Annotated in this window: 17 protein-coding genes; 1 reads left to right on the plus strand and 16 read right to left on the minus strand. The window is 44.3% G+C overall.

Annotated elements, in window-relative coordinates:
• Positions 1-25: 25 nt before the first annotated feature.
• Positions 26-943 carry a permease-like cell division protein FtsX gene (ftsX, locus tag FPZ44_RS16720; protein WP_144991927.1) on the minus strand — a complete coding sequence of 306 codons (918 nt, stop codon included), beginning with the start codon at positions 941-943 and terminating at the stop codon, positions 26-28.
• Positions 933-1619 carry a cell division ATP-binding protein FtsE gene (ftsE, locus tag FPZ44_RS16725; RefSeq protein ID WP_144991928.1) on the minus strand — a complete coding sequence of 229 codons (687 nt, stop codon included), beginning with the start codon at positions 1617-1619 and terminating at the stop codon, positions 933-935. The genes ftsX and ftsE overlap by 11 nt, the downstream gene beginning before the upstream one ends.
• A 303-nt stretch (positions 1620-1922) precedes the next feature.
• On the opposite strand from ftsE, the gene FPZ44_RS16730 reads away from it, so the two are divergent.
• Positions 1923-3359, plus strand: coding sequence for a VanW family protein (locus FPZ44_RS16730; protein ID WP_144991929.1), 1437 nt, complete (start codon positions 1923-1925; stop codon positions 3357-3359).
• A gap of 185 nt (positions 3360-3544) precedes the next feature.
• Here FPZ44_RS16730 and argH read toward each other — a convergent pair whose 3' ends face one another.
• The 14 genes from argH to FPZ44_RS16800 all read right to left on the minus strand — a co-directional run bounded on the left by argH (position 3545) and on the right by FPZ44_RS16800 (position 22734).
• Positions 3545-4990 carry an argininosuccinate lyase gene (gene argH, locus FPZ44_RS16735; RefSeq protein WP_144991930.1) on the minus strand — a complete coding sequence of 482 codons (1446 nt, stop codon included), beginning with the start codon at positions 4988-4990 and terminating at the stop codon, positions 3545-3547.
• 88 nt (positions 4991-5078) lie between these two features.
• A complete protein-coding gene (locus FPZ44_RS16740; protein WP_144992708.1) occupies positions 5079-6359 on the minus strand; it encodes an argininosuccinate synthase in 1281 nt (426 codons plus the stop codon).
• Positions 6360-6502: 143 nt separating this feature from the next.
• Positions 6503-7450 (minus strand): ornithine carbamoyltransferase, encoded by a 948-nt coding sequence (gene argF, locus FPZ44_RS16745; protein WP_144991931.1) that lies wholly within the window; start codon positions 7448-7450, stop codon positions 6503-6505.
• Positions 7451-7562: 112 nt separating this feature from the next.
• The gene (locus tag FPZ44_RS16750) at positions 7563-8768 is read right to left on the minus strand and encodes an acetylornithine transaminase (protein ID WP_144991932.1); all 1206 of its coding nucleotides are present in this window, start codon (positions 8766-8768) and stop codon (positions 7563-7565) included.
• 125 nt (positions 8769-8893) lie between these two features.
• Positions 8894-9715 (minus strand): acetylglutamate kinase, encoded by an 822-nt coding sequence (gene argB, locus FPZ44_RS16755; RefSeq protein WP_144991933.1) that lies wholly within the window; start codon positions 9713-9715, stop codon positions 8894-8896.
• Between the two features lie 14 nt (positions 9716-9729).
• A complete protein-coding gene (gene argJ / locus FPZ44_RS16760; protein ID WP_144991934.1) occupies positions 9730-11016 on the minus strand; it encodes a bifunctional glutamate N-acetyltransferase/amino-acid acetyltransferase ArgJ in 1287 nt (428 codons plus the stop codon).
• A 58-nt stretch (positions 11017-11074) separates the two neighbouring features.
• On the minus strand, positions 11075-12142 hold the full coding sequence (gene argC / locus FPZ44_RS16765; protein WP_222429817.1) for an N-acetyl-gamma-glutamyl-phosphate reductase: 1068 nt from the start codon (positions 12140-12142) through the stop codon (positions 11075-11077).
• Positions 12143-12679: 537 nt separating this feature from the next.
• Positions 12680-13573: a YitT family protein gene (locus FPZ44_RS16770; protein ID WP_144991935.1), complete on the minus strand. Its 894-nt coding sequence runs from the start codon at positions 13571-13573 to the stop codon at positions 12680-12682.
• A gap of 315 nt (positions 13574-13888) precedes the next feature.
• Positions 13889-15005 (minus strand): peptide chain release factor 2 gene (prfB, locus tag FPZ44_RS16775; RefSeq protein WP_261378421.1). Its coding sequence is split into 2 segments (ribosomal slippage): positions 13889-14932 and positions 14934-15005, totalling 1116 coding nucleotides; the frame shifts between segments, so codons are not numbered across the junction.
• 174 nt (positions 15006-15179) lie between these two features.
• Complete coding sequence (secA, locus tag FPZ44_RS16780; protein ID WP_144991937.1) at positions 15180-17681, minus strand: preprotein translocase subunit SecA; 2502 nt, start codon at positions 17679-17681, stop codon at positions 15180-15182.
• Between the two features lie 270 nt (positions 17682-17951).
• Positions 17952-18509, minus strand: a complete 558-nt coding sequence (gene hpf, locus FPZ44_RS16785; RefSeq protein WP_028593778.1) for a ribosome hibernation-promoting factor, HPF/YfiA family — start codon at positions 18507-18509, stop codon at positions 17952-17954.
• Between the two features lie 419 nt (positions 18510-18928).
• Positions 18929-19126: a cold shock domain-containing protein gene (locus tag FPZ44_RS16790; RefSeq protein ID WP_019424729.1), complete on the minus strand. Its 198-nt coding sequence runs from the start codon at positions 19124-19126 to the stop codon at positions 18929-18931.
• 163 nt (positions 19127-19289) lie between these two features.
• Entirely contained in the window at positions 19290-20951 is a 1662-nt protein-coding gene (locus FPZ44_RS16795; protein WP_144991938.1) for a glycosyltransferase, read from the minus strand.
• 31 nt (positions 20952-20982) lie between these two features.
• Entirely contained in the window at positions 20983-22734 is a 1752-nt protein-coding gene (locus tag FPZ44_RS16800; protein WP_144991939.1) for a glycosyltransferase, read from the minus strand.
• Between the last annotated feature and the right edge of the window lie 31 nt (positions 22735-22765).

Consider the following 22765-nt stretch of genomic DNA (forward strand, 5'->3'; position numbering starts at 1 on the left):
TTGTTCATGCTCCATATCCGCTATACTACACTTTCAAGAACTTGCGAATTGAAATGGTACTTCCCCATACTCCGATCAAAATTCCTAGAGCCAGCAAGCTGCCAAATGCAAACGTCCAAATATTGCTTAACGGTAGCATATCGATAAATTGCATGCCCAGCGTATCTGCCGTAAGTGCAAACAGCTGATTGTAAGCAAAGAACAAAATAGCAATGGTAACAACCGAACCGATAAGTCCGATTAACGCACCTTCAATGAAGAACGGCCAGCGGATAAACGAGTTTGTTGCCCCTACCATTTTCATAATGCTAATTTCACGCTGACGTGCCATAATCGTAATCTTAATCGTATTCGCAATTAAGAACATAGCCGTGAAGCCTAAACCGACCACAAGAATTAAGCCAAAGTTACGAATCATTTCTGTCAATTTGAATAACTTCTCAACATGACCTTGTCCGTAGTTAACAATATCGATAGGCTTGTCCTTATTCGTTTCATTCAAAGCTTGAATCTTCTTCGCTACTATCGGAACCGTCTCTGGCTTGTACACTTCAACGGTGAATGAATCAGGAAGTGGATTCGTTTCAGGAGTATATCCTTTTACAAGATCCTTTCCTTTGTCGCCAAGTTTCTTTTCTAATATCTTCAAGCCTTCTGCTTTAGGAATAAGCGTCACTTGGCTGACTTCGGACATATTTCCGATGTCTGTTTCCAACAGATCAACTTGTTCTTTAGATGTTCCAACTTTCAGGTATACACTAATCGTTATTTTACTATCGACCTGGCTCATCAAATGGTTCAAGTTGAAGGACAATAGAATAAATACACCTAAAATAAACAATGAAATGACGATTGAGCTTATTGAAGCAACAGACATCCATCCATTGCGTACAATGCTTTTGCTGCCTTCTCTAAGATGGCGGGATATTGTATTAAGTGTCATAACCGTAATCCCCCCGAGCCTCATCGCGCACAATCGTACCTTCTTCAATCGCAATGACACGACGCCGTATTCGGTTAACGATGTCTTTGTTATGCGTTGCCATAATAATGGTAGTGCCTCGATAATTAATTTCTTCTAACAGCTTCATAATCTCCCAAGATGTTTCAGGATCCAAGTTCCCTGTAGGTTCATCGGCTACAAGTACCGCAGGATTGTTAACGATTGCGCGCGCAATTGCTACACGCTGCTGTTCACCGCCTGAAAGTTGAGATGGCAAGCAGTTCATCTTCTGCTTCAAACCAACCAGCTCCAATACTTCTGGGACACGTCGCTTAATAACCTTCTTCGGCGCTTCAATAACTTCCATTGCAAATGCGACATTTTCATATGCCGTAAGCTTCGGAAGCAACCTGAAATCTTGGAAAATGACGCCGATATTACGGCGTACATATGGAATTTTGCGCTGCTTCAGTTTTCCAATGTTAAATCCATTTACGAAGAGCTGGCCCTTCGTAGGCACTTCTTCTCTATAAATTAACTTCATAAATGTAGATTTACCTGCTCCTGATGGACCAACTAGATATACGAACTCGTCTTTATCAATGAGGACATTGATGCCGCGCAATGCATGCGAGCCGTTCGTATAGGTCTTCCAAATATCTTGCATCTCAATCAAAAGTTATCACTTCCTATGTGTATAAGATCAGCCCTTATATATTCGACACTAGGCCGCTAAATCCTCTTCAATTATTACAATTTCTACACCATTTTGCGGTTGACAGGGAAGAAACTCATTATTTCCCGGGAAAATGTCTTAACATGTCCAACATTAGCCAAATTAATCGACATAAATGGAATAATAATCCTTCCAATTAAGGCTTATAGTAGTTGAAAATGATTTAACTTGATATGGAAATATTCACAGCTTATCCGCATAAGATGGGAAAGACGACCTTGATGGACAGGGGGCTGCTTCCTAATGCTTAAAAAATATAAATGGATAATCAGCATTTCACTTCTTCTCGTCCTTTCCTGCAGTGCCTTATGGTACTGGGCTGAACGTTATACACAATCCAATACCATTCCCGCACATGTACAGTTATCCGGCTGGCTAATCAGTGGAATGGATATAACAACATTCGAACAACAGCTAGCTGAGCGAATACGTAAGCTCGAGCAAAGAGCCATTGTATTCACCTTTGATGCCGCTAAGCTCCCTCCAGTCCGAACCACACTCGCACATATTGGCGTACGTTATCAGGCTGCGGCACTTATGGAGCAGCTTAAGCAATTACAGCAAGGATCATTGTGGCAGAAAATACATAAAAGGCTATACTTTCAAGAACAGTGGTCGCTAACATTTGATTGGGAGCAATCTATTTGGAAAAATAGATTTACACCTCAATGGGAAGTAAAAGCTTTTGGTACGCCTGTCTCTGCCGAGCGAGTCATTACAGCAAACGATACGATAGAGTACAAAGTGGATAAACCTGTATACCGCCTTGACCGAGTACAGATGGAACAAACCATACGTGCTGCACTACCAGCTCAATGGACCACAACTCATCCAGTCGTTGCGGCGGCGCCGCTTCAGCGATATGAAGCACCTGTTACCCTTCGCTCCCTGCAAGCGGAAGGGATTGAACGCAAAATTATGGAATTCTCGACGACTTTTGTACAAGAAGACGATGGACGAACCCATAATGTCAAAGCCGCTGCTCAAACGATCAACAATATGATACTCAAGCCAGGCGACGTTTTTGACTACGATCGCGTCATTGCCGACACCGAACGACAACACGGCTTCAAGGAAGCTCCCGTCATCTTCAACGGCAAGCTTGTACCAGGTGTGGGAGGCGGAATATGCCAAGTTTCGAGCACGCTGTACAATGCTGCACTACGATCGGGACTTCACATCGTAGAACGCAGAAACCACTCCTTGCCTGTAAAATACCTTCCACTTGGATTAGACGCCACTTTTTCGCAAGGATATATTAATTTCAAATTTAAAAATACGACTGCCAAACATCTGCTTATTCGTACCGCAACAGAAGAAGACCGCCTCACGATAAAGCTGTTTGGGACGATGGACACAAGCATACAGTATAAGATGGAGACCAAGACGCTCAAAATCATGAAGCCAGATGTAAAATACGTACGGAACAATCAACTTACCCCTGGCACGCAAGAGTTATTGCAACCTGGAAAGAACGGCTTTCAAGTCGAGACCTACCGCTTAAAGCTGGTAGATGGCAAAGAGGTTTCACGCGAACGGGTTTCGCTAGATACTTACAAACCACAACCTTCATTAATTGCCGTCAATAATGGAGGCACGCCTGAACGTGGAGCTGTAGAAGAGCGCAAGCCAATTGTAGAAGATGGACTGCATGGCCCGAACTTCGATCAAGGCAGATAAAGAAAAAATATATTTTTCATGTCGACAAACTTATTCAAAGTGAACTTATTTATGTTTCTTGCTGTTCAACTACACATACCATTACAAACCAAACAGCACGCGTTAGCGCCTCACGGGACGCTATTAACGCGTGCTGTTCGTATTGGGGCATATCATACTGCCCTTGAATTAGCTAGCTAACCTCACTACTTTGCAACCGCAGATTGGACTTGAGCTGCAGCTGCTTCAGCTTGCTTCTGCTCATTCCAAGTGCTCGTAACTTGCAAAGCCTCTGCTGCACGAACGATCGCCGCCTCAACTTGCGGCTTAGCCGTTCCGCCGTATACATTTCGTGCATTCACGACCTGTTCAGGCTGAAGCACATCATAAATCTTCTCATCGAACAACGGAGAGAACTGTTGGAATTCCTCAAGCGACAAGTCCAGCAAGTAAACACCCTTCTGAATGCAATACAGCACCGTCTTCCCAATCACTTCATGTGCTTGGCGGAATGGCAATCCCTTGTTCACAAGGAAATCGGCAATATCCGTCGCGTTTGAGAAGTCTTGGTTGACCGCTTGACGCATGCGGGCGCGGTTTACTTTCATCGTGGCAATCATCGGTGCAAACAAGCGCAATGCACCATCCAACGTTGCAACCGTATCAAACATGCCCTCTTTGTCTTCCTGCATATCTTTGTTATAAGCTAGCGGAAGTGCCTTTAGTACAGTCAACATGCCGATAAGATTGCCATATACCCGCCCTGTTTTGCCTCGCACAAGCTCAGGCACGTCTGGGTTCTTCTTCTGAGGCATAATGCTAGATCCCGTACAGAAAGCATCATCCAGTTCAATGAATTGAAACTCTGTACTCGACCACAATACAAGTTCTTCACACAATCGCGATAAGTGCGTCATAATGAGCGAAGCATTGGCTAGAAACTCCACAATGAAATCCCGATCACTTACGGCATCCAGACTGTTCTCATAAATACGCTCAAAACCAAGCTGCTCCGCAACAAAGTGACGATCAATTGGGAATGTTGTCCCTGCCAGTGCCCCTGCCCCTAAAGGCAGCGTGTTGATACGCTTGTAGCTGTCTTTCAGCCGTTCAATATCGCGTTCGAACATCGATACATAAGCCAGTAAGTGATGTGCAAATAAAATAGGCTGCGCACGCTGGAGATGTGTGTACCCCGGTATGATGGTATCTATGTTCTCCTTCGCCTGTGTAATCAGCGCCTCTTGTACATTGCCTAACAGTTCGACGAATTGAACGACATGTTTACGCAAATAAAGATGCATATCTGTAGCAACCTGATCGTTACGGCTGCGACCTGTATGCAGCTTGCCCCCTACAGGTCCGATCAGCTCAATCAGCTTTTTCTCAATATTCATATGGATATCTTCATCTGATACGGAGTATTCCATCTGCCCCGCTTGAATCAGTGCAAGCACTTGCAATAACCCATCCTTAATGCGATCCGCATCTTGCTGCGGCACGATACCGCAGCGACCGAGCATCGCAATATGAGCGAGACTACCTTGTATATCTTCTTCTGCCATCTTCTTATCGAACGTAATCGATGCCGTATATTGTTCTACGAGCTCATCCGTCTGTTTCGTAAACCGTCCGCCCCAAAGCTTGCTCACAATGTCCCCTCCTGCCCATGAGAATATCTATCTACATCCAAATGGTACGCCTATCCTTATTACATGCCTTCACGAGTCAAGCTTCAGCTCAGTTCGTATATACGGCTTCAGCCGTTTGCTTTGGAACTGCTGTTGTTGCACTTGCACTATGCACACCAGCAGAAACTTTCAAACGCAGTGCATTCAACTGAATAAAGCCAGTCGCATCGTTCTGATCGTAAGCCTGTGTCGGATCCGCTTCCATCGTCGCGATATCTGGATTATATAGGCTGACAGGACTTTTTACGCCTGCGCCAATCACATTTCCTTTATAAAGCTTCAAGCGCACCGTACCCGTAACGTTTTTCTGACTTTCTTGTACCAATGCTTGAATAGCCAAACGCTCTGGTGCAAACCAAAAACCGTTATAAACGAGATTGCTGTATTTGGCAATGAGTGAATCACGTAAATGCATTACTTCGCGATCCATCGTCAACGACTCCATTTTGCGATGAGCCGTAAATAAAATCGTTCCACCTGGCGTCTCATATACACCACGGCTCTTCATGCCCACGAATCGATTCTCCACCATATCAACACGACCGATACCGTGCTTGCCGCCAAGCTCATTTAATTTCTCCATCATCTGCAGCGGTGTATGTGCATCACCATTGATCGCAACACAGTTGCCCTGTTCAAAAGATAGCTCGATATATTCAGCCGTATTTGGCGCATCTTCCGGAGATACACTCAACACGAACATTTCTTTATTTTCATCTGCACTCGGATCAAACCAAGGATCCTCTAAAATGCCGCTCTCGAAGCTAATGTGGAGCAAGTTGCGGTCCATCGAATATGGCTTCGCAGCAGAAGCTTGCACAGGAATACCATGTTTCTCCGCATATGCGATCATTTCAGCACGGCCCGGGAACTGCTCGCGGAAAGCCTCTGAACGCCAAGGTGCAATCACCTTAATTTCTGGCGCCAGCGCAGCCGCTGTAAGCTCAAAACGTACTTGGTCATTGCCTTTACCAGTCGCACCATGTGCGATAGCAGTTGCACCTTCAGCACGGGCGATCTCGACCATACGCTTCGCAATAAGCGGACGAGCGATACTCGTTCCTAGCAAGTACTGCCCCTCATAGAGTGCGCCTGCTTGAAACATTGGCTGAATGAAATCACTCGCAAACTCATCTCGCAAATCATCAATATAGATTTTGGATGCGCCTGTTGCCAGAGCCTTCTCCTCTAAACCATCCAACTCTTCCTTCTGCCCGATATCTGCAGTAAAAGCTATAATTTCAGCATCATACGTTTCTTTTAACCACTTTAAAATTACTGATGTATCCAGCCCGCCAGAATAGGCCAGCACGATTTTCTCCTTCGCCATCGTTCCCGCTCCTCTCAAACTCCCGCCATCTGCTAGTTCATCCTTGATTCTATTACGATCAATTGCAATTTCACTGGTTGCGCTACATGGAGCGAGCAGCTTCGGTTGCAACGGAATAGTTCTCCATATACATTGTGAAAATACTAGTCACGCATAATAGCAGCCATAATCGCTTTTTGTGCATGCAGTCGATTTTCCGCTTCATCAAACACGACGGAATGTGGGCCATCAATAACGCCCTCACTCACTTCTTCCCCACGATGAGCAGGCAAGCAGTGCATGAATAAGTAGTCTGACTTGGCATATTTCAAAAGCGACTCATTCACCTGGAAGTTCTTGAATGCTCTCTCTCTATCCTGCTGCTCGGATTCAAAGCCCATGCTAGCCCACACATCAGTGTAAATAAAATCCGCGTCGGCTGCCGCTTCCTGCGGATCGGACGTCAACGTTATCGCTGCCCCATAAAGTTCGGCTTGTTCTCTGGACTGCTTAATAACGTCCGCATCCGGCCCATACCCTTCTGGTGTCGCTACTGCGATGTGCATACCCAACTTAGCAGCACCCATCATGAGTGAATGTGCCATATTGTTGCCATCACCGATATAAGCGATCTTTAGCCCTTCCAATTTCCCCTTCTTCTCATAAGCAGTCATATAGTCAGCCAACGCCTGACATGGATGATTCAGATCGGACAATCCGTTAATAACCGGAACCGTCGCGCTGCGAGCCAAGTCTATGACTGTGCTGTGCGCAAACGTACGAATCATAATGCCGTCCACATAACGGGACAGTGTTTGCGCTGTATCGGAGATCGTTTCACCACGACCAATTTGAATATCATTTTTACTCAAAAACAATGATGTTCCACCTAACTGGTACATCCCTACTTCAAAGGAGACCCGTGTCCGAGTGGAAGACTTTTCGAATATCATCGCAAGCGATTTGCCTTTAAGAGGCTGGGACGGAGCACCCGCCTTTTGAAGCCGCTTCAGCTCGATGGCATCATGTATCAAGGCATATATTTCTTCTTGTGTATAATCTGCAAGAGCGACAAAATCCCGCCCTTTTAAGTCCAAAAGTGTCGATGTCATTGGGCTTATGCCTCCAATCCAAACAATTTCTGTGACTTCATCATCTATAGCCGGCATAGCCAACCTGTTGAGTCATCTATATTTCACAGCTAAGCTGCATCGTTTACATTTATTAACCGACTTGAGCAGTCTGTTCTGCCAATACACGTTCTATAATCGCTACAGCTGCATTGATATCTTCTTTCGTTACACGCAAGCTAGGCAGCAATCGAATTACATTCGGACCTGCAGATACCACTAGCAATCCTTCTTGATGCATCTGAGCGATCATGTCTCCTGCCGCACCATCATACTCAATACCAACAATTAGCCCCATTCCTCGGATAGCTTTAACCTTTGGATTCGCACCCAGCTTCTGATGAAGCTGAGCCAGCAAATAACTGCTAATCTCCGCTACTCGCTCAGGAATTCTCTCTTCGATATGGGTTTCTAATGTGCCGATAACAGCTGCCATAGCAATTGGTGTTCCGCCAAACGTCGTACCGTGAGTGCCAGGACCAAATGCATCTCGCAAATATTGTTTCGCCAACATCGCCCCAACTGGGAAGCCGCTGCCCAAGCCTTTTGCTACTGTGAAAATATCTGGCTTCAATCCAAAATGCTCATGTGCAAACCAACGTCCAGTACGACCAACACCCGTCTGCACCTCGTCAATTATTAACAGCAAGCCATGTACAGCACAGAGATTAGCCACGGCTTCTGCAAATTCAGCAGTAATCGGTATAACTCCACCTTCTGCTTGCACAATCTCCAGCATGATGGCACATGTTTTATCCGTGATCACTGCTTCGAGCGCTTGAATATCGTTATAAGGTACACAGCGGAATCCATCAGGCAATGGTGAGAAACCATCCTTCACCTTGTCCTGACCTGTCGCTGTCAGCGTTGCCAATGTCCGGCCATGGAACGACTGCTCAAACGTAATCACTTCATATCGTCCTGTATTTGCAATCTTTTGGTGATAGCGACGAGCAAGTTTGATTGCCGCCTCATTCGCCTCAGCACCACTATTGCAGAAGAACACTGCATCTGCACAACTGCGCTCTGTCAACAGCTTCGCTGCTTGTTCCTGCTGCGGAATATGAAACAAATTCGATACATGCCACAACGAATCCAACTGTTCGGTCAGACGTGCTTTGACCTGTTCAGGCACATGACCAAGGTTGGTAACAGCAAGCCCACTCATAAAGTCCAAATATTCGCGGCCATTCTCATCCCACAGTCTGCTGCCTTCTCCTTTTACAAGCGTAATCGGGTAACGGTTATAAGTTGGAAACAAGGAACTTTTATCGGACATACCAATCGTATTATTGCTCATCGACTATCCCTCCCTAATGAAAACTACAAAATCTATTTAATCTATCGAGTCTTCGATCATTCGATCTATTTCATATTTGAACGAAGAACAGTAAGAACATTGCTAACACACTGTCCTGCAACCACTTAAACGATAGAAACAGCTTCACGCACTATTCTCGTACCGATTGCTTCTCCAGCTACTAACTTTTGAATCACGTTTGGCTCCGTCCCATGTGCAATAATTACCTCTGCTACACCGCCATCCATACACTTCATAGCAGCTCGCACCTTCGGGATCATGCCTCCGTATATTTCACCGCTAGCAATCATAGCTTCGATCTCCTCTGTCGTGACGATAGGGAGTACTTGCTTCTCTCCATCCACGACTCGCATAATGCCCGGGACATCCGTAATGACAAGCAATTGCTGCACCTCTAAATGAGCTGCTACCGCCCCTGCCGCTGTATCCGCGTTAATGTTATAACGCTGGCCTGCTGCATCGATTCCGATCGGTGCTACAACTGGCATATAACCCATTTCGATAATGCCGTTAATGATTTCTGCTTGCACACCAACCACATCACCAACAAAACCAATCTCAGCCGCATTCGAGACAGGCTGTGCCTCAATTAGCCCTCCATCTGTGCCTGACAACCCGATGGAGCTTGCACCTAGTCGGTTCAGCCGACGTACGATTTGCTTGTTCATACTGCCTGCGAGCACCATCTCTACCACATCGAGCACTTCTTCACTCGTCTTGCGCAAACCATTGACGAATTCAGACTCAATACCGAGCTTACTGAGTGTTTCAGAAATTGCTGGTCCTCCGCCATGTACAATAATCGGCATCGTTCCCGATTGCTGTACCTCTCTTAATTGCTCATAGAAGCTGTCGGGCAAGTCAGCAAGTGTACTGCCCCCGCATTTCATCACGAATCGCCTCAACGTCCTTGCTGAATGTCCCATACGACTTCTCCTCTCTATGTTCGATATGCCGCGTTGATGCGGACATAATCATAGGTGAGATCACAACCCCATGCGGTTGCACTGCCTTGCCCCATATGGAGGTCGATCGTAAATACGATCGTATCCTCTTTCAAATAAACCAACGCCTCGTCCTCGTCGAACACAACTGGAGTAGACTGCGTAAGTACCGGTATCGGTCCTAGTAAAATATCGACGGTATCTGTATTAACCGCTTCACCTGAATAACCAACAGCTGCAATAACGCGGCCCCAGTTCGCATCAGCTCCGAATACAGCTGACTTTACAAGACTGCTGCCGACTACGCTCTTCGCAATAGCACGAGCGGCTTGATCATGCACCGCACCATTGACCCGCACCTCGATCAGCTTCGTTGCCCCTTCTCCATCGCGGGCAATGGCCTTGGCCAGCACCTCATTCACATAGCGAAAAGCTGCTGCAAATGAAGCCCAGTCTGGATGCTGTTCATGCAGCGGCTGATTGCCTGCCACACCGCTTGCCATAACGATCAGCATATCGTTCGTGCTCGTATCTCCATCGACGGTAATCATGTTATACGTGGCATCCGTCGTCTGCTTGAGTAGGGAATGCAATACGTCTGACGCTACGACCGCGTCTGTCGTCACGAAGCCAAGCATTGTCGCCATGTTCGGATGGATCATGCCCGAACCTTTGGCTGCGCCTGCGATCGTCACCAACTGACCGTCGACCTGAACCGTTACACATACTTCCTTCTTCACAAGGTCGGTGGTCAGTATCGCTTGGCAAAATTGCTCGGCACCGTCTCGCGCCGAGCTAAGCTCAGCTGGGAGCGCTGCAATGCCGCGCTCTACGCAATTCATCTTCAGCGGCTCGCCGATGACGCCTGTCGAGGCTACCGCCACTTGATGCGCTGCCACGCCGAGCTGCTCAGCGAAGGCATCGCGCATGCGGTAAGCGTCCGCCTCGCCTTGCGCACCTGTGCAGGCGTTCGCGTTGCCGCTATTGACGATGACGGCGCTAAGTTTGCCTTCCGCCGCTAAGCTTGCGCGTGTCACGTAAAGCGGAGCCGCCTGAAACGCGTTCAACGTGTACACAGCTGCCGCCGTTGCAGGAACGTCGCACACAATCGCGCCTATGTCGTTGCGACTCGTCTTTTTCAATCCACAATGAAGACCTGCTGCCCGGAATCCCGCCGGGCTTGTAATCGAGCCATCCACAACTGCAAATAGCTGCTGCCCGCTTCCACTCTGATCTGCACCACCGGCAACCGTTGCCGATTCAGATATCGCCTTATTCGTCATGGCTATCCCTCCGCCTACTCTATATCCAAATCTGTACTGGTCCATGTCTACCTATCGATTACGGATAAACAGGCACGTATGATAGTCCTGTTGTCTCGTCCCAGCCCATCATTAAGTTCAAGTTCTGAATGGCCTGCCCAGCAGCGCCTTTGACCACATTATCAATGACGCTAATAATGGTCACTCTCTGCGTACGCTTATCTACGCTAAAGCCAATATCGCAATAATTGGAGCCGTATACTTCCTTCGTTGCGGGCCAAGTACCCTCAGGACGGACACGAACGAATCGGCGACCCGCATAATGCTCACTGTACAATTGCACAAAGTCATGATCGGCGTAGCTACCGTTCAATTTGGCATACATCGTGCACATAATTCCACGCGTCATCGGCGTCAAATGCGTTGTGAACGTAACCGTTACTGGCTTGCCATGCACATCTTGCAGCACTTGTTCAATCTCAGGAATGTGCTGATGTCGATTTACTTTGTATGGCTTGAGGTTCTCATTGATCTCCGCATAATGGGATGTCAAGTTTACTCCCCGCCCAGCACCTGACACACCTGATTTCCCATCAATAATGATCGAATCCCCATCAATCCAGCCTGCCTGCAGTGCTGGACCAAGGCCTAGCAGCGCTGCTGTAGGATAACAACCAGGATTGGAGATGAAAGGTACTCCTACCACATCTTTTCCGTACCATTCACTCAGTCCGTATACCGCAGATTGCAATAATTCAGCCGGTGCTGGCTCATGTTTATACCAGTGCTCGTATTGCTCGCCGCTCTTCAATCGGAAGTCTCCTGACAGATCGATCACCTTCAGACCAACCGCCAGCAGCTGCGGCACCAACTTCGTACTTACACCAGATGGAGTTGCTGTGAAGACAACGTCTGCCTTTGCTTTCATTTCAGCTGGATCAACACCATCCAACGTATCCATCAAAATTTGATTCAAATGAGGATAGCCTGCTGCAATGGATTCTCCTGCGCTAGACGCCGAGATAACAGATGTAATTTCCACCCCTGGATGATGGATTAAAAAGCGAATAAGCTCGACACCGCCATACCCTGTCGAACCGACAATTGCAACTTTCACCTTCGTTTGAGCCTGCTCTGTCGTATGCAACTAACTCTCTCCCTCCACCTGATACTTCGGAATCCAACCGCCCGCTGGCTCCATATAAGTATCCGTTCACTTATGTATAGCCGATAAGAAGTTATGCATTATTATACTTACTATGTTATATAGATACAATAACTTTTTTGCTCAATTACAAATCAATGATGAAATTGAACAAACAAAAAGCAGAAAAAACTCTTATGTACCAAGGGATCTAGACAACATTAGTTCCTTTTAATTTTTTTCGCATGAATGGACATTATTCATTCATGCATGAATAATGCATAAGAAAGGTGGTGTGACTCTTATTTTAAATAGATGAGCAATAGGAGAAAAATGAGAAGATATAAAGGTGTATTTTGGGAGGTGGACTATCTTTCCTTAATACCGTTAGCATTGAGACACCCAACAGCTGCTGTATAATCGACAAATTTCAAAAATGAGTACTAAAAAAGGACCGTAGCCACGGTCCCTTCTTTCATCTATTGCATAGTTTGTATTCCATCATCTTCAGCATGGTAAAATACCATCTAATGCATCAACTTATGCCGGTATCTTAAAGCCCTCACCTAATACCTCATTCGTATCGCTAATAATTACAAATGCATTAGAATCTACGCTTTGTACAAGCTGCTTCAGCTTAATGACTTCGGTTTGGCCGACCACCACCATGAGCACAATTCGTCCTTCACCGGTGTAGCCACCTTCACCATGCAACTTGGTCAAACCACGGTTTAAGTCCTTTAAGATCGTAGCACTCATCTCCTCAGTCTTATCCGTGATAATAAAGGCTACCTTCGTATAACTAAATCCGACTTGCACGACATCGAGCGTCTTACTCATCACAAACAGTCCAATAAGGGCATACATCGCATCTTCAAACGACAATAATATTCCAGCCAAAATAATGACGATTCCATCACACATCGCGATTGCAAGCGGCCTGCTAACGCCTAGATAGGTATGAATAAGCTGAGCCGTAATCGCATTTCCACCTGTAGATCCCCGACCATGGAACACAAGACCAAGACCGAGACCAATTCCTATACCGCCAAAAATAGAAGCCAACAATGGATTATATGTAGCAGCAGGCAAATCAGAGGTTAAAAAAATAAATGATGGCATAGCGATTGAACCGATTAAAGTTCGTATACCAAACTGCTTGCCTAACAACATAACACCTAAAATAAAGAGCGGAATGTTAAATGCATACTGCGTTATTGCCGGTACCCATCCAAGCACTTCTTCCAACACAATCGATAATCCAGAGATGCCGCCGGAAGCAATTTTATTAGGCAGCTGAAACATGTTAAACGTAATGCCCATAATGAAAGCACCAAACAAGATTAATGCGTAGTCTAACACAATACGAATCGGATGATTGACGGGAAATAACGGCGCTCCTCGTCGTCCACGCTTTAATGACCAAGATGACATAAGTATTAATTCTCTCCTTTAATGATACTGCCTAACTTTTCTCCAAACAGACCTTACCTTGTTCGCGCAATCTCTCTCTATTTGTGTATCAAAATCATTTCATCCCCCACGAATTTGATTCATAGGAGTATTGGATGACCACCACTTGAAAGTCTTCACTTTATATTTTCATACTTTAAAAATGTGACGATTCAATCGCGCAACAAATGTAGTATGCGCATCTACAGAACAAGCATTCTTTGTTAAGGTACAGCGTTCAAGCATACAAAAAAACCTGCTCCGACAAAGTCGGCGCAGGTTCATTTTAAAGTACTATTAGCTCTCCGAAGAAGAGACGATTCTAGTGCGCAAATAGGCTTCAATGAACATGTCGAGGTCACCATCCATGACGGCGCCGACATTGCCAGATTCCACTGATGTGCGGTGGTCTTTGACCATGCTATACGGGTGGAATACGTAAGAACGGATCTGGCTACCCCAGCCAATCTCCATTTGCTCTCCACGTATTTCTGCCAGATGCTTCTGCTGCTCTTCGATCTTCCGCTCAACGAGCTTGGAGCGAAGATGCGTCATCGCACGTTCACGGTTCTTGATCTGTGAACGTTCTGTCTGACATGTAACAACGACACCCGTTGGGATGTGCGTAATCCGTACCGCGGAGTCCGTCGTATTGATATGCTGTCCACCCGCACCACTTGCACGATACGTGTCGACCTTCAAATCTTCCGTACGAATTTCTACCGTTGTATCATCTGTAATCTCCGGAACTACGTCACAGGATACGAACGATGTATGTCGACGTCCAGAGGAATCGAATGGGGATATACGAACGAGTCGATGAACACCCTTCTCCGCCTTCAAATATCCGTAAGCATTGAAACCTTTAATGAGAAGCGTTACGCTCTTAATTCCCGCTTCGTCGCCAGGCAAATAATCAACGACTTCTACCTTAAAGCCACGTTTCTCTGCCCATCTCGTGTACATCCGCAGCAGCATTTGTCCCCAATCCTGAGACTCTGTACCGCCCGCTCCTGGATGCAACTCTAGAATTGCATTGAATTTATCGTACGGCTCGCTCAATAACAATTGCAACTCAAAGCTTTCGACCTTATCCAACAGCTGCTTTACTGTGGACTCCAGTTCAGTCGCAAGCGACTGATCCTGTTCTTCCTCAGCCAGCTCCAGCATCATGGCTACGTCTTCATGTTCTTGAGACAAGGCCTGATATTGGTCAGTAATACCTTTAACACCGTTAAGCTCGGCAATTAAACCTTGCGCACGTTCGTTATCGTCCCAAAAGTCAGGTGCAGCCATTTTCTCTTCATAGTTCGCAATCTGCTCCAACTTAAGGTCTAAGTCAAAGAGACCCCCTAAGATTCGTGAGCTTGGATGCGATATCTCGCAGTTGATGACGAACATTTGGATCGATCATCATAATTCACCTCACTAAATATTCATGTACATAACAACGGGCACCCAATGCGGCTGCCCGTTGTTACATACAGTTGTACCTCAAAGTAATCAATAGTAACGCACACTATAGTCAATTGACTTCTAGCCCTTGTATGAAGGCTATCCGCTCTCTGACTAGTCATTTGCACGTTTCTTATTTACCGTGGCACTGTTTATATTTCTTGCCGCTTCCACAAGGGCAAGCATCATTACGTCCAACCTCTTCATCCTTCTGAACAGGACGCTTCACGCCAGGTTCAGCATTCGTAGAAATCTTGCTCTCATCAATGACTGCCTGACGCTGTACATTTTGATCCACATGGGACTTCATCACAAGTGTTGATACTTCTTCCTGAATCGCCGCAATCATTTGATGGAACATTTCATAACCCTCAAATTGATATTCGCGAAGCGGATCTGTACCCCCGTATGCACGAAGATGAATACCTTGGCGCAGATGATCCATCGCATCGATGTGATCCATCCACTTCGAATCTACCGCACGAAGCACGATAACTTTCTCAAATTCGCGCACAAGCTCTTCGCCCATTGTTTGCTCGCGCTCGATATATTTAGATTCCACCTTGTTGAAGAGCATTTCCTTAATCTCTTCTTTCTCTTTGCCCCATAGATCGTCCTTCGTAACCGAACCATCTTCAAGCAAATGAAGGTGCATATAACTCATAATTTCTTCGTAATCCCAGTTCTCAGGAACTTCTTCGTCATTACAATGCGCATCTACGATACGATCGATGCAAGGCGAGATCATATCCATAACGATTTGGCGGATATTTTCTGCTTCTAGAACCTCACGGCGCTGCTTGTAAATGATCTCACGCTGTTGGTTCATCACGTCATCATACTGAAGAACGACTTTACGCATGTCGAAGTTGTTACCTTCAACGCGTTTTTGAGCCGACTCAACTGCCTTCGTAATTAACTTGGATTCGATCGGTTGATCTTCTTCAAAGCCCATACGTTCCATCATTGCCATAATGTTATCAGCACCGAAACGACGCATTAACTCATCTTCAAGAGACAAGTAGAACTGAGAAGAACCTGGGTCACCTTGACGTCCTGCACGACCACGCAACTGATTATCAATACGACGGCTTTCATGACGCTCTGTACCGATGATGTGAAGACCACCCTTTTCGGCTACACCTTCACCAAGCAAGATATCCGTACCACGGCCTGCCATATTCGTTGCAATTGTAACGGAGCTCGGCTGACCTGCACGAGAAATAATTTCTGCCTCTTCCGCATGGAACTTCGCATTCAATACTTTATGCTGAACACCTTTTTTACGAAGCATGTCAGATAAGCGCTCTGAATTTTCAATGGAAACCGTACCTACTAGTACTGGCTGTCCCTTCTTGTTACATTCAACAATCTGCTCAACCGCAGCCTTAAACTTGCCGTTAACCGACTTGTAAACGACATCTGGTATATCTTTACGTTGGTTCGTCTTATTCGTTGGAATCTGAATAACTTCAAGTCCGTAAATGCTCTTGAACTCTTCTTCTTCTGTTTTTGCTGTACCTGTCATACCTGCAAGCTTGCGATACATACGGAAATAGTTCTGGAATGTAATCGTCGCGAGTGTCATGCTCTCGTTCTGAATTTCCAGACCTTCCTTCGCTTCGATTGCTTGATGCAAGCCATCGCTGTAACGGCGTCCAGCCATCATACGTCCCGTAAATTCATCAACGATAACGATTTCTTCATCGTTAATAACATAGTCCACATCAAGACGCATAATGTAGTGTGCACGAAGCGCTTGTTGAATGTGATGGTTCAACGTTACATTCTTCACATCGTACATGTTTTCGATGCCAAAAGCCTTCTCGGCCTTCGCCACGCCCTGCTCTGTAAGCGACACTTGACGAGTTTTCACATCAATCGCATAATCTTCTTCGACTAAACGACTAATGAAACGATCCGCCGCAAAGTATAACTCCGTAGACTTGGAAGCCTGTCCAGAGATAATAAGCGGTGTACGCGCTTCGTCGACCAAGATAGAATCGACCTCATCGATAATCGCAAAGTTCAATGGACGCTGTGTCATTTGCTCTTTGTACAACACCATGTTGTCACGCAAATAATCAAATCCGAACTCATTATTCGTTCCATAAGTAATATCGCAAGCATACGCTTCCTGTTTATCATCAGGATCCATATTCGCCAAGTTCAATCCCACAGTCATGCCGAGGAAATTATAGACTTGGGACATAATCTCGCTATCACGTGTCGCCAAATAGTCATTGACCGTAACAACGTGTACGCCTTTACCTGCCAACGCATTCAAATAAACCGGCAAAGTTCCAACAAGCGTTTTACCTTCACCCGTTTTCATTTCTGCAATCTTGCCTTCATGAAGTACCATACCACCAAGCAACTGTACATCATAATGACGCATACCCAGGGTACGCTTCGCAGCTTCACGAACAGTTGCGAACACTTCTGGTAAGAGCTGATCCAATGAATCGCCCTTCTCAAGACGCGCACGGAACTCATCCGTTTTCGCACGAACCTGTTCGTCTGTTAATTTTTCGAATTCCGGTTCCAAGCCATTAATGAATTCAACAGTTTTCATTAACCGTTTTACTTCACGTTCATTGGCATCTCCGAATATTTTTTTCACAAGTCCTAGCATGGTTAGCCCCTTTCACGCAAAACAGAACGTATTCTCACGGCTTATCTTGCTAAATTAGGCCTGCAACTGAGAACTTGTTCGTTGACTCGTTTTGCAATAAATTGTAACATTTTCATGGGATTGTCGCAACCGTCCCAGTCCCGTCCTACGGGTCTATAAGTCTTATAATCTATTATACGTGAAAAGAGCCCATTCCGTTGTGGGAAATAGGCTCTGATCTTCATAAATTAAGGACATCGTCCTTTATAATTAGAAAGTACGCCTTATCAGTTAACCTTGCTCAATGAGGCCGTAGCGACCGTCATTCCGGCGATATACGACGTTGACTTCCTTCGTATCAGCATTAGAGAAGACAAAGAAATTATGTCCAATCATATTCATCTGGAGAATCGCTTCCTCCACATCCATCGGTTTCAGAGTGAATCGCTTCGTTCGAACGAGCTCCAATTCATCTTCTTGTTCCTGTACTTGTACAGCTGAATGTGCAGCGTCCCCATCAGTAAACAATTGCTTCAATCCACCGTCATGACGTTGGCGGAACTTACGGTTTACTTTCGTCTTATGCTTGCGTATTTGGCGTTCAAGCTTATCAACTACTGCATCAACAGATGCATACATGTCCTTGCTGCGGTCTTCCGCACGCAATAGTAAACCTGGCATTGGAATTGTGACTTCAACGCCGTGCAAATCACGGGTAACGCTCAGCGTTACGTTCAAGTCAGAAGTAGGTGCTTCAAAATAGCGTTCAAGTCGGCTTAGCTTCTTCTCCACATACTCGCGGAGAGCGTCAGTAACTTCAATCTGTTGGCCTCGAATGCTGTAATTCATAGGGCACTCCTCCTTTGCTTACCTCTATTATATCATATGGGCCCATATGATTTCAAAAGAACGTTTACGATTATAAGAACTTTATTTCATTACATGTACCCGTTCTAAGGGAGGATTGAAACAGCAGCGGAATATTATTATGGAGTTGAGGGAGATTGATGATATCAAGAGCATTAATACTCTGCATGAGATATTGCAACATTCGTTAAGTCAAAGCAGCAAACCGCAGAAAAAAACGTTCCTACATTTGCATTAAAATGCTAAAGCGAGTATAGTGGAGAACAGTCTATACGAGAACACAAAGAAACTCAGCCTTTTTCAAAGGCGAATCCGCATACTAATAAACAAGAAAAAACCCCCTGAACGGATCAGAGGGTTTAGCTAGCGTATCATATATTATGCGGCGATTGCCGATATAATTACAACTTGATTACGTTAGCTGCTTGTGGTCCGCGAGCGCCTTCCACGATATCAAACTCAACTGCTTGACCTTCTTCCAACGTCTTGAAGCCATCAGTTTGGATAGCGGAGAAGTGAACGAACACGTCGTTACCTTCAGCTGTTTCGATGAAACCGTAACCTTTTTCTGCGTTGAACCATTTAACTTTACCTTGCATCTTTATACATCCCTTCATCTTCAAGTACCGTGAAGTTTATCTTCACAACATCGACTATATCATCAGGTGGAAGCGGTGTCAACGAAAAATTGTTATATGTTGCTAGTACAGTTGCTTTTCATTTTTAAGGGTTTATTCACATCTAAACCACCGAAAATAAACACTACAAAACAAGATCTGACATGTATCTACGCTCAATATCCTTACGTATAGATGCGAAAGCACTTTGTTCGTTCTGAGTGGCATTATCTTTGTCAATCCGTTGTGAATATTCAGCGGTAACTTGCTTTATATGTTCAAACTCAGTTACCCTACTCAACCGAATCCAGAAGTCCCAATCTTCCAATACTGAGTAGGATTCATTGATTAGACCGCTCTGATCAACTAACTCTTTTTTAAATAATACTGTGAGAATTGGTAAATAATTTGTTTTGATTAATAGCTCAGCATCAAAGTCCCTTGAATAATCGAGTCTATTTTCATACGTAATCCAGTCATCATTTATTTTATGCTCAAGTCGAAGCATGGCATCTGAATAAGCAACAGACACTTCCTTTTCCACAATCGTCTTCATTAAAGTGGAAATATGTTCAGCATATACAATATCGTCATCATCTACAAAATTGATATACTCCCCATTTGCATGCTTTAACCCTATATTCAGCGCTGCAGCACGACCCACTGATTGTTCATACGAAATATATCTGTAAGGAACGGTCAAACTCTCAACAACCAGCCCTACATCCTTCCCGCCATCATTCACAACCACTACTTCAATATTGGAATATAGTTGCTGGTTCAAACTTTCTAAACATCGCAGTAATAATTGCTCTCTATTTTTAGTCCGAACGACTATCGAAACAAGCGGCGGATCAGAAAGTTGCTGAATAAATAGTTTAGAAGGATCATTTTCATCACTATCTTTTAAGGTTTTGAGCAGGTCAATGTTGATTAATTCATTAATAGTCGATACATACCTGCCTTTCTCCATTTTAGATCGGTTCGTATACATGTTAATAATATTTCGTAGAAATATATTATTAGGCAATAGATTTTGAGCAGATTTCAGCATTTCTGCAATTTCTGATTCGACTTGCGACAACTGGAAACTCATGTAATTTAGCGCATAGTCCAAATAGGCAGTGACTGTATGGTACGGATTATCGATGTCAAAATAGTCTACTCCAGCTTGTTTCTCCACTACTTCTATTTCAAATGAATCTTCCCAATACAATTGAGTACAAAATAAATATCTATTTTCCACTTCAAACTTACGTCTGAATTCAGGATCACTATAGTGTAATTTACGGGAAATATTTTTGTGCGGATTACGGATAAAGGACTTCGGTTCAAATATTAGCCGATCCTCTTTCACATCACACAACCATAAATGTTCCGGATAACCATGTACATGTTCATTATAACGACTCGGCATCTCAACAAATCCTCGTTTAGCAACACGAGAGAGCTCCTTTGCTGCGACATCTGGCAACGCGACATGCTCTAGAACATGTCTACATATAACAAAATCAAATTCTTTATCCTTAAAAGGTAAGCTCAAAATGTCACATTGGACATACTCAATGTTGTCCAATATTTGAAGAGAGTTCCCTCCCCTGTGACGATTATCTTCAAAAAACATATCTGTAACTACACTGGCATAAGCAAACGGCCTAGAGCCCCCCCCTACATCTAAAACACGATCACCTGGCTTTATTTGAAATATTTCCTTAAGCTTCTGATCATGGTATGTAGGATATTTGCTGCCATAAGGAGTTTCGTATCGAACTCTATGCTCATCTGCAATATATTTAATTGTTACCATCACTATCCCCAACTCCTTACACTAATGGCTGCTATTTAGAATGACTAGGAGTGACGAACAATTCAAGCAAGTCTGTATATGCCGCTTCATCCAATCGCTTCAATCTGTCCGCATATGTCATTGAAACGCGTTGTTCACCCAAGAAATGAAGAACGTAAGTCATATTATAGAGTACTTCTATATCATCAGGTGATAATTGAAGCGCCGACTCTAAAAATGGTATGACTCTGTCATAAAAACCTTGTTCAAAATGAGTAACCGCTAAGTAATTTAAAAGCTCAACTGGTTTTTCAACATGTTTTGAAACAATCGTACTGATGACTTTTTCTGCCGAATATGGCTGCAATATGCCTATATTGTGTTCCTTGTTATTTCTATTCGCATCTATTTCAGTTACTAGATCATCCAAAATATCTTTTCTGGCTTGAACGATATAATACTTCGCTTCGGTTTGCTCCAAAAATTGAGGATTACCTACAAGAGAGAGCTTTTCCATGAACAATTTTTCCTCTAATGACTCTCTTCCCTTCACACCTACAAGCACTTCTTCTTGATACCCTGTACGGCTAAGCATTGTTTTTACATCTTGTTGCGTGAAATAGCGGATATTAGGTTTCTTTAGTGCATCTAGCTCTGAGTAGAACCAGGAACCTTTCACAAACTGTGTTACGACTAAATGATGCAGCATATTCCGAGTTTTCATTAACAATTTACCTTCTCGTTTTAAATAATGCCTCAGTTCTCGGACAAACGCCTCAGGATCATACAATTTCGCAAGGGAATCAGAAATGATAATATAGTCGAAAGTTGCTGCCGGGTAAGTTAACTCTAGTTCAAGATCTAGATTAGAAAAGTCAACAACATTTATATTTGCAATCAATGAAGCTACTTCAGCTTCGGCTGGATTCATCTCTATTCCGTACAATTCACTATTTTTGAATTTATTTTTTATCGCTAATAACGTTCCGCCACTGCCACAACCAATTTCTAAGACATTTATACTGGCATCGGCTTCACAATTAATCAGAGACACGATATCATTTTGAATCATTTGCGATTGATCAGGATTGAATCCCCACTTCGACTCAAATAAACCGACGTTCCTTTCCAACAACTGTAAGAACGAAGTGTTTTCTTTAAAAGAAACACTCCCGAAATGATGAATAAATGTATCTTTACATAAAATAAGCTTGTAGCCAGCTTTTCTAATTCGAACTGAGTAATCATCATCCTCATAATTACCAGGGGTGAATCTCTCATCAAGTAACCCGATTTGGTCTACGACAGATTTCCGTATTAACATACAAAAACCTACTAGTTTCAATCTTTCTTCCCATTGATTACGATTAGAATAATTGTATTGCTTTGCAAACAACTGCATAGACTCCACGCTATTATACGATACAGGTATGGTTTGCCCGTATGAACAGTGATTCGTGACACAGCTAACAGCACCAATATCTTCATCGCTAGTTAAACATCCAATCAAGTTATCTAGCCAATTTTCTGTCACAATAACATCGTTATTCAGTAATAAAATATGGTCCCCATTGGAAATCTCTATACCTTGATTACAGCCTTTAGGAAAACCTTCATTTTGTTCATTATAGATGACCCTGATATCAGACTGCGCAGATAACCACGGGACTGTTTCGTCTGTAGATTTATTATCCACGACAATAATTTCATAGCTATTAGGCCTAGTATATCTTCTAATGCTTTCAATACATTGAATGGTATAGTCAAGCTTATTATGTGTTAAAATGACAATACTTGTCAGCATGTTAAACCTCCGTTAGTAGCAAACCCATACA

The sequence above is a fragment of the Paenibacillus agilis genome (assembly GCF_007786455.1).
In the GTDB taxonomy this organism is placed as follows: domain Bacteria; phylum Bacillota; class Bacilli; order Paenibacillales; family Paenibacillaceae; genus Paenibacillus_B; species Paenibacillus_B agilis.